The organism is Modestobacter sp. KNN46-3 (assembly GCF_011039295.1).
The window spans coordinates 1-13,252 of the sequence record NZ_JAAKGN010000055.1 but is presented as its reverse complement, the minus strand read 5'-3'; the positions used below and the strand labels follow the sequence as shown (position 1 = coordinate 13,252).

Below are 13,252 nucleotides of genomic sequence, written 5' to 3'. Positions count from 1 at the left end.
GGGACCTAAGCCCTCCTGCGCATGTGCGGCCCACCCAGCAGACTCGGGGACGGCCCCCGCCGGTCGCCCCGCGCACCGGTGGAGGAGAGGAACGTCCACCACTGCAAGGAGCTCATGTTGCTGTCCGATCGATCACGTCCGGTCATCGAGGCGACCCTCCCGGTCGTCGCCGAGAACATCGAGGAGATCGCCCGACGCTTCTACGCGCACCTCTTCGGCGCCCACCCCGAACTGCTCGACGGCACGTTCAACCGCGGCAACCAGGCCGAGGGCACCCAGCAGGTGGCCCTGGCCGGCTCGGTCGCCGTCTTCGCCAGCGCACTCGTCAAGGACCCGGAGCAGGTGCCCGAGCACCTGCTGGCCCGGATCGCGCACAAGCACGCCTCGCTGGGCATCACCCCGGCGCAGTACGACGTCGTCCACGACAACCTGTTCTGGGCGATCGTCGACGTGCTCGGTGACGCCGTCACCCCCGAGGTGGCCGCGGCCTGGGACGAGGTCTACTGGCTGATGGCCTACGCGCTGATCAACATGGAGCGCGGCCTGTACAGCTCCCGCGGGGTGCGGCCGGAGACGGTCTGGCGCGAGTGGGAGGTCGCCGAGAAGACCGCGGAGACCGCCGACGTCGTCACCTTCCGGGTGAAGCGGATCGACGACCGGCTGGTCAAGACGTCGCTGCCCGGCCAGTACGTGTCGGTGAAGGTGCAGATGCCCGACGGCGTCCACCAGCCGCGGCAGTACAGCCTCACCCGCGCCGACGACGGCGAGCACCGTCAGTTCTCGGTCAAGCGGGTGCGCGGCGGCGACAAGCCCGACGGCGAGGTCTCGAACCTGCTGTGCGACCAGGTGCAGGTGGGCGACGTGCTGACCATGTCGCTGCCGTTCGGGGACGTCGTCCTCGACGACTCCGGCCGCCCGGTGGTCTTCGCCAGCGCCGGCATCGGGATCACCCCGATGGCCGGGATGATCTCGCACCTCACCGCCGCCGGGTCACGGCTGCCGATCACCCTGCTGCACGCCGACCTCGGCGAGAGCTCCTTCGCGCTGCGCGAGCAGGTCAGCGCCGACGTCCAGCAGCTGCCCAACGCCTCGCTGCACGTCTGGTACGAGGACGGCGCGGACAGCTCGCTGCCCGCCGACCGCGTGCACGCCGGGATCATGGACCTGGACGCGGTCGACCTGCCCGAGGGCGCCGCGTACTACCTGTGCGGTCCGCTGCCGTTCATGCGTGCGGTGCGCAGCGCGCTGATCGACCGGGGCGTGCCGGCCCGGGACATCCAGTACGAGGTGTTCGGTCCCGACCTGTGGCAGGCCGACCTGGCCACCGAGCCGACGCCGGACGCCACGGCCCACCCGGTCGCCGCCCAGGCCTGACCGACCCAGCACAGCACTGCGGGCCGCGCCCGGGGAGTCCCCCGGTCGCGGCCCGCAGTGGTCTGGCGGTGCGGGCTCAGCCCGCGTGGCTCAGTGAGCCGATGTCACCCAGCCGATGTCACTTGGCCAGGACGACGTGCTCGTTGGGCACGCAGTGCGTCATGGTCAGGCCCGAGACGTCGCGGGGGCCGTTCTTGCCGAGGTTGGCCGCACGCTGCAGCTCCGCCTCGGTGAGCGTCTGGGTCTGCAGCGGCTGCATGCCCCGGACGTCGTCCGCGCTGATGCCCAGGCCGTCGCCGACCCGCTGGCCCAGCTCGTCCTCGACCATGAAGAGGTGCCACATCATCCGCTCCTGGATCGGCCGGTCGCACTGCGACAGGTTGGCGATCAGGTTGGCGACGAGGTCGTCCTTCTCCCACTGCTCGGACAGCAGGTAGCGCTGGCCGGCCTGGGTGTAGTCGTCGGTGCGGTCGATTCGCTTGCGGGTGAGCCGGCCGGTGATCTCCGGGCCCTGCTCGTCGTGCGTGGGGTACTCGGCCTCACGCAGGCCGCCCAGGATCGACGGCTCGTAGTTGACGTGCGGGTTCTGGCCGGGGCCCAGGTCCACGCCGTAGGCCATCGCCCCGTCGCGCTGGTTGGTCGCGACCTTCGCGCCCTTGGGCTGGTTCACCGGCAGCTGCAGGTAGTTCGGGCCCACCCGGTAGCGCTGGGTGTCGGAGTAGGAGAACGTCCGGCCGACCAGCATCTTGTCGTCGGAGAAGTCCAGCCCGTCGACGAGGACACCGGTGCCGAAGGCGATCTGCTCGCTCTCGGTGAAGAAGTCCTGCGGCGTGCGGTTCAGCGTCATGGTGCCGACCTTGCGCAGCGGGAACTCGTTCTCCGGCCACACCTTGGTGTCGTCCAGCGGGTCGAAGTCCAGCTCCGGGTGGTCGTGGTCGTCCATCAGCTGGACGTGCAGGTCCCAGGAAGGGAACTCGCCGCGCTCGATGGCCTCGTAGAGGTCCTTCGTGTGCACGCCGAGCTCCTTGCCCTGCGCGACCGCGGCGTCGGCCTCGGTCCAGGACTTGACGCCCTGCTTGGGCAGCCAGTGGTACTTGACCAGCTTGGTCTCACCGGCGGCGTTGACCCACTTGTAGGTGTTCACGCCGAAGCCCTGCATGGTGCGGTAGCTCGCCGGCAGGCCACGGGGGCTGAGGACCAGCGTCATCATGTGCAGCGCCTCGGGCGACTGCGACCAGAAGTCGAAGACCCGGTTGGCGACCTGGCGCTCGAAGGTCACCGGGTCGGGCTTCTGCGAGTGGATGAAGTCGGGGAACTTGATGGCGTCCCGGATGAAGAAGACACCCAGGTTGTTGCCGACCAGGTCCCAGTTGCCGTCCTCGGTGTAGAACTTCACCGCGAAGCCGCGCGGGTCACGCGCCGCCTCGGAGGAGTCCCGGCCACCGGCGACGGTGGAGAAGCGCAGCGCGACCTCGGTCTCCTTGCCCTTCTCCTGGAAGAGCTTGGCCCGGGTGTACTTGCTGATCGGCTCGTCGCCGACGGTGCCGTCGGCCACGAAGACGCCGAACGCGGTGGCGCCACGGGCGTGCACCACGCGCTCCGGGATGCGCTCCCGGTCGAAGTGGCTGATCTTCTCCAGGAACTGGTAGTTCTCCAGCGTGGCCGGGCCACGCGAGCCCACCGTGCGCTGGTTCTGGTTGTCGTAGATCGGGTGTCCCTGACGGTTGGTCAGGACGGCCCGGTCGGCCTCACTGGCGGCAGGTCCCTGCGATGCGACGTCGGTCATGCTGTCACTCCCTCTTCGATTGCACTGTTCGTCCCGTGCACGTGCGTCCTGCGCGCGACCTGACAGCCGGCGCAGAGTCCCCAGAAGACGACCTCGGCCTCGTCGACGGCGAAACCCGCCGCGTCCGAGGGCTGCAGGCAGGGGGCCTGGCCCACGACGCAGTCGACGTCGGCGATCAGCCCGCACTCCCGGCAGACCAGGTGGTGGTGGTTGTCGCCGACCCGCAGCTCGTACAGCGCCGGCCCACCGGCCGGCTCGATGCGGCGTGCGATCCCGCTCCCGACGAGCGCCTTGAGCACCCCGTAGACCGCCTGGGGCGAGATCGAGGGGTGGACGGTGCGCGCGGCGGTGGCGATGGTGTCGGCGTCGACGTGCGGGTGCTCGGCGAGCACCCCGAGCACGGACAGCCGGGGCCGCGTGACGCGCAGCCCCGCCGTCCGCAGCTGCTTCTCCCAGGTCGTCTCCATCAGCAACGAGTCAACCCTGCTTTTTTGACTCAGTCAAATCAAGAGCAGGTGAACCCCGCCTGTCGAGTGAGGGCCGCCGGGACTACGCGAAGACGATCGTGCGGTCGCCCTCGACCACGACGCGGTCCTCCACGTGCCAGGTGACCGCCTGGGCCAGCACCTGGCGCTCGACGTAGCGACCGATCCGGCGCATGTCCTCGACGGTGGCGCGGTGGTCGACCCGGGCCACCTCCTGCTCGATGATCGGGCCGGCGTCCAGCTCCGCGGTCACGTAGTGCGCGGTCGCCCCGATCAGCTTCACGCCGCGGTCGTGGGCGGCCCGGTACGGGTTCGCGCCCACGAAGGCCGGCAGGAAGCTGTGGTGGATGTTGATCAGCCGCTCCGGGAAGCGGCTGCAGAAGTCCGCCGAGACGATCTGCATGTACCGGGCCAGCACGACCAGGTCGACGTCCCCGATCAGCTCCAGCGCCCGCGCCTCGGCGGCGTCCTTGGTGTCCGGGGTGACCGGGACGTGGTGGAACGGCACGCCGTGGGCCCGGGCGACGGGCTCCAGGTCGGGGTGGTTGGAGACGACGGCGGCGATCTCGGCCCGCAGGTCACCCGCGTCGACCCGGTAGAGCAGCTCCTGCAGCACGTGGTCGGCCTTGGAGACGAAGACGGCCAGCCGCGGGGTGTGTGCCGCCTCGGTCAGCCGCCAGGAGAACTGCCACTCCCCCGCCAGGCCGGCGAGCGCCGCCTCCAGCTCGGTACGGCGGGTGGCCAGGTCGTCGAGGACGAACTCCAGCCGCAGGGTGAACGTGCCGCCGGACGGGTCCGAGGAGTGCTGCTGGGACTCGGTGATGTTGGCGCCGGCCTCGGCCATCAGCCCGGACAGCACCGCGACGATGCCCGGCCGGTCGGGGCAGCGGACCACCAGCCGCCCCAGGTCGGCGGTGGAGGGAGCACGGCGATCGGGTCCAGACACGCCCGGAATGGTCCCAGGGGCCGCCGCGTCCCCCGCCGGGCGGGTCGGTGGGGGTCCGTCGGTCAGGGCAGGGCGGCGCGGGTGCGGGCGGCGACGTCGAACAGGTCGCCGTGCTGGGCGACCCGGGCCAGGACGTCGTCGGTGCGGAAGCGGACCGACTCCGGGTCACCGCCCTCGCGCAGCGCGTCGACCTCGGCCCAGCGCAGCGGGGTCGAGACGGTGGCGAACGGCCGGGCGCGCAAGGAGTACGGCGCGACCGTCGTCTTCGCGGTGTTGTTCTGGCTCCAGTCGACCAGCACCCTGCCCGGCCGCAGCGCCTTCTCCATCCGCCAGACGACCTCCTCTGGCGTCTGCCCGGTCAGCTCCTGGGCCAGGGCCTTGGCGTACCGGCTGGGGTGCTCCTTGTCGGCGCACTCGATCGGGGCGTAGACCTGCAGCCCCTTGGAGCCCGAGGTCTTCACCACCGGGTCGAGGCCGTCGGCGACCAGCCGCTCGCGCAGCCGGTGCGCCACCTGCGCGCACTCGACCACCCCGGTGCCCGGGCCCGGGTCGAGGTCGAGCACCAGCAGGTCGGGCAGCTGCGCCGTCCCGGCGTCGTCCACCTGCCACTGCGGCACGTGCACCTCCAGCGCCGCCAGGTTCGCCGACCAGACCAGGTCGGGGACGGCGGAGAGCAGCACCATGTCCAGCGTCTCCCGGCCCCGCGACGACCCGGGCGAGGGCACCGTCACCGACCGCACCCACTCCGGGGCGTGCCGGGCGCTGTTCTTCTCGAAGAAGGCCTGCCCGTCGACGCCGTTCGGCCACCGGGTGAAGGTGACCGGGCGGTGCGCCACGTGCGTCAGCAGCACCGGCGCGATCCGCACGTAGTAGTCGATGACCTGGGCCTTGGTGAATCCCACCTCGGGGAAGAGCACCTTGTCCAGGTTGGAGACCTCCAGCTGGCGGCCCTCGATCTGCACCCGCTGCCTCACGGCTCGACCACCACGTCGGCCGGCGCCTGGTCCGCGCGCAGCCCGCGCCAGGACGGGTGCCGCAACCGGCCCTCGCGGGTCCACTCGGTGAAGACCACCTCGCCGACCAGCGTCGGCTCGACCCAGTGCGCGTCCCGGGTCACCTCGCGGGGCAGCGCATCGACGAACGGGGCGGACGCCCGCGGGGTGAGCAGGGGCGCGAGGTCGGCCAGCGCCCTCGCGGTGAAGCCGGTGCCCACGTGCCCGGCGAAGACGAGCCGGCCGTCCTCGTCGTGCACCCCGAGCAGCAGGGAGCCGATGCCGCCGGCCCGCCGCCCGGCCCCGGGACGCCAGCCGCCGACGACGACCGACTGGGTGCGGAAGTTCTTGACCTTGCGCCAGTCCGGGCCGCGACCACCCGGCCGGTAGACCGAGTCCAGCCGCTTGGCGACGACGCCCTCCAGCCCGTTCTCCAGGCTGGCCCCCTGCACCTGCTGCCCCACCCCGGCGAGGTCGCCGCGGAACCAGGGGGTGGTCACCCAGCGGTCCGAGCCCAGCCCCAGCGAGTCCAGCCGCTCCCGGCGGGCGGTGTAGGGCAGCCCGAGCAGACTCACGCCGTCCAGCGCCAGCAGGTCGAAGACCAGGTAGCTGACCGGGGCGGCCGCCGCCAGCCTCGCCACCTCCGGCCCGGTGCGGTGCATCCGGCCCTGCAGCAGCCCGAAGTCCGGCCGGCCCCGGGCGTCCAGCGCGACGACCTCGCCGTCGACCACGGCCTCGCGACCGGCCAGGGCCGCCGGCAGCGGGCCGAGCTCGGGGTACCTGGCGGTGACGTCGTTGCCGCTGCGCGCCCGCAGCCGGACCCGCCCGGAACGCACGTGCGCCAGCGCCCGGACGCCGTCCCACTTGAACTCGTAGCCCCAGCGCAGGTCGCCGTCGGCGGGGAGGTCGCCGACGGCGGCCAGCATCGGCGGGAGGTCCTCGGGCACGCCGTCAGCGGTGACCACCGGCAGCGGCCGCCCGGCCGGCTCGGCAGCGCGGGTCAGGTCCGGCTCGGCCCGGCGGGGGGCCAGCGGATCGGCGGCGGCCACCCGGGGTCAGGCGGTCTTGCGCGGACGGGCGGCGCGTTTGGCCGGCTTCGCCGGGGCGTCGTCCTCCGTCGCCGCGGCCTTCTTCGGCGCCGCCTTCCGGGCGGGGGCCTTCTTCGCCGGGGTCTTCTCCCCGGCGGCCGCCTTCTTGGCCGGCGTCTTGCGAGCCGTCGTCCTCGCCGCCGTCGCGTCGTCCCCGCCGTCGTCCCTGGCGTCGTCCCTGGCGTCGTCCGACCCGGCGGCCGGAGCGCTGCCGCCGGCCCGCTCGACGCTGCGCCGCAGGGCGCTCATCAGGTCGACCACCGCACCGCCGCCGTCGTCGGCGGCCTCCGGTGCGGCCTGGACCTCACCGCCGGACTGCTTGGCCTCCAGCAGGGCGGCCATCGCCTCGCGGTAGTCGTCGGTGAACTGGGTCGGGTCGAAGTCCCCGGCCATCGTGGAGATCAGCGACTCGGCCATCGCCAGCTCCTGCGGACGGACCGGCACCTCCTCGTCCAGGAACGTGAAGGCGGGCCGGCGGATCTCGTCGGGCCAGCGCATGGTGTGCAGCACCAGCACGCCCTCCCGCACGCGCAGCGCCGCAAGCGACTCGCGCTGCCGGATGGCGATCTTGGTGATCGCCACCTGGCCGGCGTTCTCCAGCGCGGTGCGCAGCAGCACGTAGGGGCGGGTCGCGACGCCGTCGGGCTCCAGGTAGTACGTCTTCTCGAAGTGGATCGGGTCGATCTGCTCCTGGTCGACGAACTGGAGCACCTCGATCTCGTGCGTGGTGCCGAGCGGGAGCTGGTCGAAGTCCTCGTCGGTCAGCACGACCAGCTGGCCGTCGGGCAGCTCGTAGCCCTTGCCGATGTCGCCGTACTCGACCTCTTCGCCGTCCACGGAGCAGACCCGCTTGTACTTGACCCGGCCACCATCGGTCTTGTGCACCTGGTGGAAGCGGATGTCGTGGTCCTCGGTGGCCGAGTACAGCTTCACCGCGATGCTGACCAGGCCGAAGGAGACCGCGCCCTTCCAGATCGACCGCACGACTACCTCCTCGCCCCGGGGCCCGCGACCCCGCCTCGACAAGATCAGAGGATAGGTGCCCCGGCGGGTGCGCGGCAGCGCGAGACGGTCACGCACCGCAGCGCCCCACCCGGTCGAGGGAGCCGGCGGCCCGCTGGTGTGCGGGCCGCCGGCATGCGATGACCACGCAGCGTGACGCCGAGCTCGCGGTCAGACCTCCTGACCGGTCAGGCTCCCGGCCTCCTCGCCGCCGTCGGACTGCAGCCCGCCGTTCTGGATGGCGTCGTAGACGAACTGCAGGACGTCGGAACCGGCCACCATCGTCATGGTCAGCGCGGCCAGCCGGGTCGCCCGCGGCGCAGTCACGTACCCGAGCACGAAGCCCGTGCCGACCCACTGGGCCATGCAGAACGGGCAGGTCAGCAGCTCTCCCACGGCGTGCTTGGCGCCCCCGTGCTCGCGCACCTCCTCGGCGACCTCGGCCTCGCCCGACGTCCCCTGGTAGCTGACGAACGGTGCGCGCACCGGGGCGGTGACCGGGTCCTTGGCGATCCGCCGGGCCAGCCGGAAGGTGCCGACGGTCAGCAGGACCGCGTCCCCGAGGGGGATCCGGCTGGGCAGCTCGCGGCCCGACACCCGGATGGCGGTGGCCGCCGCCCCGACCAGGCCCAGGTAGACGCTCATCGCCCCCAGGTCCGCGGCCAGCGGCCGGGCCTCTCCCTGCGTGTACTCCTCCTGCTGGGTACGGGCCCAGCGACGGACCGGTCGCCCGAGCCGCTGGACCTCGTCTGTGATCGCCATGCTCGCGGCGGTACCCGCGGCACGCGGTGCCATGCGGCGGGCGGGAGCTGGATCACGCATGCCCGACAGCGGGTCGGGTAGGGCCGGACCACGACGCCGGTCACCCGACCGGCTCCCCCGTCCACCGGACGGACGAGCGCGCCCACCGCTGGGGCGCGCAGAACGGAGGAGCTCCCATGACCGACCCGGACCGCGCCGCCCGCGACTCCGCCCTCAACGACGCCGAGTTCCCCGACGACGAGCGTGGCCTCACCGGCACGGCGGACGGCCCCCGTGGCGACGTCGGCCCCGAGGGGCAGACCGCCCGGGACGTCTTCCCCGAGGACAACGGCGTCCCCGAGGTCTCCCAGGACGACAGCCCGACCATGGCCCGCGCCGAGGACCCGGAGTTCGCCCCCGAGCCCGGCGACCGCCAGCACCAGGCGGTGGACTTCGGGACGACGGCACGCGAGCAGGCCGAGGGCGAGTCGCTGAGCGGCCGGCTGGAGCGGGAGGTCCCGGAGGACGCGTCCGACGTGCGCCCCGCCGAGGACCCCGACCGCGCCTTCGCCCAGCTCGACCAGGACGAGGACACCGACCGGCTCAGCGACTCGGGCACCAACCGCACCGGCGACGACGTCGAGGCCTTCGCCGACGCCCCGGTCGGCGGCGAGGGGCCGGAGGAGAGCGCGGTCCACGTCGTCGAGGGCACCTGACCCCTGCCGCAGCGCGCCGGGCCGGCCGCCCCGCCGGCCCGGCGTGCGCTGAGTTGGTGCCGCGATCATGACGCGACTAGGTTGGGCGCCACGGTTGAGCAGCCAGCCGTGGCCTGCCCGAGAGCTCCTCGGGAGGCGTACCGGAACCTCGGTGTCCCGGGCCGTGTCGGGCCGGACGGTGTATCGCAGTACATTGTCCGGGCATCCGCGTGCCCGCCAGGCATCGCCGCTGAGAGGAGCTGCAGTCCGTGACCTCATCCGACTCACCCGCCGAGGGCTCGCGCGACGTGTCAGCCCCGGCTGACACGAACGACGCCCCCTTCGACGACGTGATCACCCTGTCGACGTCCACCGACGACGACGGCACGGTCACCGTGACGGTCGTCGGCGAGGTCGACACCTTCACCGCGCCCGTGCTGCGCGCGTCCCTGGACACCCAGCTCGAGCAGCAGCCGACCGCCCTGGTCGTCGACCTGTGCGGTGTCCAGTTCCTCGGCTCGGCCGGCCTCGCCGTGCTCGTCGAGACCCAGAAGTCGGCGCGCTCCCGCGACGTCGGCCTGCGCTTGGTGGCCAACACCCGCGCCGTGACCCGGCCGCTCGAGGTCACCGGCCTCATCGACCTGTTCACGATCGCCGAGAAGGCCTGAGGAAGGCCCCTCTCCAGGGGTCGCACCCACCGCGACGACGGCGCTCCACCTCCGGGTGGGGCGCCGTCGTCGTGTCCGGGGCCTGGTCAGCTCAGGCGCTGAGCAGGGAGCAGACCGCCGCCTCGATGGTGCGCTGCGCCGTCCGGTCGTCGGGTGCCTGGGCGGCCTCGGCCAGCGCGCCGGCGACCGTCTCGCCGTGCTCGTACCGGTCGACCACCCGGGGGTCGACGTAGCTGGTCTTGCACACCGTCGGGGTGTTGCCCAGCTGCTCGGAGACCTTGACGTAGGCCTCCCGCACCGCGCGCTTGCGTGCCGTCTGGCTGCTCGGGGTGGGCGTCTCGGCCAACGTGGCGGCCATCATCACCGTCGCCGTCCAGGTGCGGAAGTCCTTGGCGGTGATCTCCGCCCCGCTGACCTCCTTGAGGAAGGCGTTGACCTCGTCGCTGGTCACGTCGTGCCAGCTCCCGTCGGCGAGCCGGTAGCCGAGCAGCTCCTGCCCCTCGTCCTCGGGCCGCTCCAGCAGCTGCCGGACGACGGTGGCGGTCGGCCGGTCCAGCAGCTCGACCTCCCGGTCGATCCCGCCCTTGGCGGTGTAGTGGAAGAAGACCCGCTCGCCGCGCACCGACACGTGCTCGCGGCGCAGCGTCGCCAGCCCGTACGTGCCGTTGTCCTCGGCGTACTGCTCGCTGCCCACCCGGAAGGCGCCGAGGTCGAGCAGCCGGACGGCGCAGGCCAGCACCCGTTCGCGGTTGAGCCCGCGGGTGCGCAGCGCCGCCACCACCTCGTCCCGGACGTCGGGCAGCTGCTGGGAGATCTCCAGCACCCGCTCGTGCTTGGCGGCGTCCCGCTTGGCGCGCCACTCGTCGTGGTAGCGGTACTGCCGCCGGCCGGCGGCGTCGGTCCCGACGGCCTGGATGTGGCCGTTCGGCCACGGACAGATCCAGACGTCCTTCCAGGCGGGCGGGATGGCCAGGGCCCGCAACCGGTCCAGCCGGTCGTCCCTGATCAACGCCCCGTTCTCGTCCTGGTAGGAGAACCCCTTGCCAGCGCGACGCCGGGTCCAGCCCGGGGCGTGCACGTCACTGCGCCGCAGTCTCACGCCGGGAGGGATGTGCACGACCGGGTGGGCTCAAACACGGGTGGTGACCAGGTCACCCGGCCGGGTGCCGCGGCAGCGCCTCCGGCGGCGAACGGGGGTTTGGCGTGCGCCCCGGTGGGCAACGCAGCCAGGCGGTCGGTCTACCGTCAAGGGAGCCGGGTCAGGCCTGACACCCGTCGCTGAGCGGCCGCTCGTCGTCCGCGCTCCGAACCGGAGCTGCGGGACGGGAGCGCGAAGACGGACAGCCGCGCTCTCGTCCGGGGGCGCGGGGGACGACGAAGGAGCGAACGACGCATGGTCGACACGACGGGCGCCGCCACCGGCGAGCGGCGCACCGAGCGGCTGGAACTGCGGGTCCCCACCTCGCCGACCCAGCTGCCCGCGGTGCGGGCGATGACCGGTGACCTGGCGATGCGGATGGACTTCGACCTCGACGCGGTCGAGGACCTGCGTCTCGCCGTCGACGAGGCCTGCGCCACGCTGTCCTCCGTCGCCCTGGGGGACGCACCGCTCACGGTCGTCTTCGAGGCCGCCCGCGACGGTCTGCGGATCGACGCCTGGGTGCCGACGGCGACCGGGGTCGACGTGCCGCGGGACGGCTTCGGCTGGGCCGTGCTGCACACCCTGGTCGACACGGTCGAGGCCGGCCCGAGCGACCAGTCGATCGTGCCGGCCGGCGACGGCAAGAGCACGCCCGTCGCCTGCATCAGCCTGGTCAAGAAGCTGCGGCGCTACAGCGCGATCGACGCCCTGACCGAGCAGTCCGACCCCGACGTGTCGGTCGCACGGTGACCCGGTCGGCTGCTCCGGACTCCCCGGCTGCCGACGACGCCGTCCTCGGCTCGGGTGAGCCCCTCGGGTCCCCGGCCCCCGCCGCTGACGCCCCTGCGGTCGCCGACACGGCCTCGGAGAACGAGATCACCGAACCCACCGACACCCCGAAGGCGGCCCCCACGGAGTCCTCCGCCACGACCCCGGAGCCGGCTGCTGACCCGGTGCCGATGTCGGACAACCGCAAGCGGGCCGAGCGGACCGCACCGCTGTTCGCCGAGCTGGCCACCCTGGACAAGGGCGACCCGCGGCGGGAGCGACTCCGGGAGATCCTGGTCGAGGAGCACCTGCCGCTGGTCCGGCACTTCGCCCGCCGGTTCAGCAACCGCGGCGAGCCCTTCGACGACCTGCTCCAGGTGGGCACCCTCGGCCTGATCGCTGCGATCGACCGGTTCGACCCGAGTCGTGGGGTGGAGTTCCTCTCCTTCGCCGTGCCGACGATCACCGGTGAGATCAAGCGGCACTTCCGCGACCAGGGCTGGTCGGTGCGGGTGCCGCGGCGGCTGCAGGAGCTGCACCTCTCGCTGAACGCGGCGGTCAGCGAGCTGTCGCAGAAGAACGGCCACGCCCCCACGCCGTCCGAGCTGGCCGAGCACCTCGGCATCCCCCGGGCGGAGGTGCTCGAGGGCCTGGCGGTGGCCAACGCCTACCGCAGCAGCTCGCTGGACGAGCGCCTCTCCGGTGAGGAGGACTCCCCCACGCTCGCGGCGACCCTCGGCGAGGAGGACGCGGCCCTGGAGGGCGTGGAGTACCGGGAGTCGCTGCAGCCGCTGCTGGCCACCATCCCGCCCCGTGAGCGCCGCATCCTGATCCTGCGGTTCTTCGGCAACATGACCCAGTCGCAGATCGCCGCGGACATCGGCATCTCCCAGATGCACGTGTCCCGGCTGCTCAGCCAGACGCTGGCCAAGCTCCGCGAAGGCCTCCTCAAGGACTAGGTGTACTGCCCGGAGACGTTGGTGCAGCGGGTGATCGGTGGGAGGTTGCCCAGGGCGGTGTGGGGCCGGTGGTGGTTGTAGTGGTGCAGCCAGCCTGACAGGGCTGCGCGGCGGGCCTTCTCGGAGGTGTAGAGCCGGCGATAGGCCCACTCCTCCAGCAGCGTGCGGTTGAGCCGTTCGACCTTGCCGTTGGTCTGCGGACGGCGGACTCGGGTTCGTGAGTGCTTGATCCCCAGCCTGGCGTGTTCATTGCGCCAGGCCTGGCTGATGTAGGCGGCACCGTTGTCGGTGAGGACCCGTTCGACGGTGATGCCGTGGCCGGCGAAGAAGGCCCGGGCCCGGGTCCAGAAGGCCAGGGCGGTGGCGGAGGTTTCGTCATCGAGGGCTTCGGAGTAGGCCAGCCGGCTGTAGGCGTCCACGGCGGAGTGGACGTAGCAGTAGCCCAGGTTCGGGCGGCCGGGGACCTTCCGCTGCCGCGCGGGGTCGCGGTGGGCCTGGCGGTTGCGGGTGCCCTGCTCCCGGCCGTGGGCGCGCCAGCCACCGCCGTCGGGGATGTTGCCCAGCTTCTTGACGTCGACGTGCACCAGCTCGCCGGGGCGGGTCATCT

Annotated in this window: 14 protein-coding genes; 5 read left to right on the top strand and 9 right to left on the bottom strand. The window is 72.6% G+C overall.

The window, feature by feature from the left end:
• Nucleotides 1–114 precede the first annotated feature (114 nt).
• Nucleotides 115–1,374, top strand: a complete 1,260-nt coding sequence (locus G5C62_RS13315) for an FAD-binding oxidoreductase (RefSeq protein WP_231558457.1) — start codon at nt 115–117, stop codon at nt 1,372–1,374.
• A gap of 118 nt (nt 1,375–1,492) precedes the next feature.
• Here G5C62_RS13315 and G5C62_RS13310 read toward each other — a convergent pair whose 3' ends face one another.
• The 7 genes from G5C62_RS13310 to G5C62_RS13280 all read right to left on the bottom strand — a co-directional run bounded on the left by G5C62_RS13310 (nt 1,493) and on the right by G5C62_RS13280 (nt 8,435).
• The gene (locus tag G5C62_RS13310; protein ID WP_164701364.1) at nt 1,493–3,160 is read right to left on the bottom strand and encodes a catalase; all 1,668 of its coding nucleotides are present in this window, start codon (nt 3,158–3,160) and stop codon (nt 1,493–1,495) included.
• Nucleotides 3,157–3,627 (bottom strand): Fur family transcriptional regulator, encoded by a 471-nt coding sequence (locus tag G5C62_RS13305; protein ID WP_164701363.1) that lies wholly within the window; start codon nt 3,625–3,627, stop codon nt 3,157–3,159. Before G5C62_RS13305 ends, G5C62_RS13310 begins: the two co-directional genes overlap by 4 nt.
• 82 nt (nt 3,628–3,709) lie before the next feature.
• Nucleotides 3,710–4,591, bottom strand: coding sequence for a formyltetrahydrofolate deformylase (purU, locus tag G5C62_RS13300; RefSeq protein WP_231558458.1), 882 nt, complete (start codon nt 4,589–4,591; stop codon nt 3,710–3,712).
• 62 nt (nt 4,592–4,653) lie between these two features.
• Nucleotides 4,654–5,565 carry a non-homologous end-joining DNA ligase gene (gene ligD, locus G5C62_RS13295; RefSeq protein ID WP_036338388.1) on the bottom strand — a complete coding sequence of 304 codons (912 nt, stop codon included), beginning with the start codon at nt 5,563–5,565 and terminating at the stop codon, nt 4,654–4,656.
• Entirely contained in the window at nt 5,562–6,632 is a 1,071-nt protein-coding gene (gene ligD, locus G5C62_RS13290) for a non-homologous end-joining DNA ligase (protein WP_241175884.1), read from the bottom strand. Before ligD (G5C62_RS13290) ends, ligD (G5C62_RS13295) begins: the two co-directional genes overlap by 4 nt.
• Nucleotides 6,633–6,638: 6 nt before the next feature.
• Nucleotides 6,639–7,655: a Ku protein gene (locus G5C62_RS13285; RefSeq protein WP_164701362.1), complete on the bottom strand. Its 1,017-nt coding sequence runs from the start codon at nt 7,653–7,655 to the stop codon at nt 6,639–6,641.
• Nucleotides 7,656–7,844: 189 nt separating this feature from the next.
• Complete coding sequence (locus tag G5C62_RS13280) at nt 7,845–8,435, bottom strand: DUF1360 domain-containing protein (protein WP_164701361.1); 591 nt, start codon at nt 8,433–8,435, stop codon at nt 7,845–7,847.
• Between the two features lie 176 nt (nt 8,436–8,611).
• Here G5C62_RS13280 and G5C62_RS13275 point away from each other — a divergent pair, with 176 nt between their 5' ends.
• Together G5C62_RS13275 and G5C62_RS13270 are read left to right on the top strand one after the other, a co-directional pair.
• Nucleotides 8,612–9,130 (top strand): hypothetical protein, encoded by a 519-nt coding sequence (locus G5C62_RS13275; protein WP_164701360.1) that lies wholly within the window; start codon nt 8,612–8,614, stop codon nt 9,128–9,130.
• Nucleotides 9,131–9,378: 248 nt separating this feature from the next.
• Nucleotides 9,379–9,777 carry an STAS domain-containing protein gene (locus G5C62_RS13270; protein WP_036338397.1) on the top strand — a complete coding sequence of 133 codons (399 nt, stop codon included), beginning with the start codon at nt 9,379–9,381 and terminating at the stop codon, nt 9,775–9,777.
• A 91-nt stretch (nt 9,778–9,868) separates the two neighbouring features.
• Here the strand turns inward: G5C62_RS13270 and G5C62_RS13265 are convergent, their stop codons facing one another.
• Complete coding sequence (locus G5C62_RS13265) at nt 9,869–10,876, bottom strand: DNA topoisomerase IB (protein WP_036338400.1); 1,008 nt, start codon at nt 10,874–10,876, stop codon at nt 9,869–9,871.
• Nucleotides 10,877–11,170: 294 nt separating this feature from the next.
• On the opposite strand from G5C62_RS13265, the gene G5C62_RS13260 reads away from it, so the two are divergent.
• Together G5C62_RS13260 and G5C62_RS13255 are read left to right on the top strand one after the other, a co-directional pair.
• Nucleotides 11,171–11,668, top strand: coding sequence for an ATP-binding protein (locus G5C62_RS13260; RefSeq protein ID WP_036338403.1), 498 nt, complete (start codon nt 11,171–11,173; stop codon nt 11,666–11,668).
• The gene (locus tag G5C62_RS13255) at nt 11,665–12,645 is read left to right on the top strand and encodes an RNA polymerase sigma factor SigF (protein ID WP_063124223.1); all 981 of its coding nucleotides are present in this window, start codon (nt 11,665–11,667) and stop codon (nt 12,643–12,645) included. The genes G5C62_RS13260 and G5C62_RS13255 overlap by 4 nt, the downstream gene beginning before the upstream one ends.
• On the opposite strand, the gene G5C62_RS13250 is transcribed toward G5C62_RS13255, so the two are convergent.
• A partial coding sequence (locus tag G5C62_RS13250; RefSeq protein ID WP_164701359.1) for an integrase core domain-containing protein occupies nt 12,642–13,252 on the bottom strand: 611 nt, incomplete at its 5' end. The genes G5C62_RS13255 and G5C62_RS13250 overlap by 4 nt on opposite strands.

Bases quoted from the DNA above. Each gene is read 5' to 3' on its own strand.
- G5C62_RS13305 (WP_164701363.1), bottom strand. From the start codon at position 3,627: ATGGAGACGACCTGGGAGAAGCAGCTGCGGACGGCGGGGCTGCGCGTC.
- G5C62_RS13280 (WP_164701361.1), bottom strand. From the start codon at position 8,435: ATGGCGATCACAGACGAGGTCCAGCGGCTCGGGCGACCGGTCCGTCGC.
- G5C62_RS13275 (WP_164701360.1), top strand. From the start codon at position 8,612: ATGACCGACCCGGACCGCGCCGCCCGCGACTCCGCCCTCAACGACGCC.
- G5C62_RS13260 (WP_036338403.1), top strand. From the start codon at position 11,171: ATGGTCGACACGACGGGCGCCGCCACCGGCGAGCGGCGCACCGAGCGG.
- G5C62_RS13310 (WP_164701364.1), bottom strand. From the start codon at position 3,160: ATGACCGACGTCGCATCGCAGGGACCTGCCGCCAGTGAGGCCGACCGG.
- G5C62_RS13315 (WP_231558457.1), top strand. From the start codon at position 115: ATGTTGCTGTCCGATCGATCACGTCCGGTCATCGAGGCGACCCTCCCG.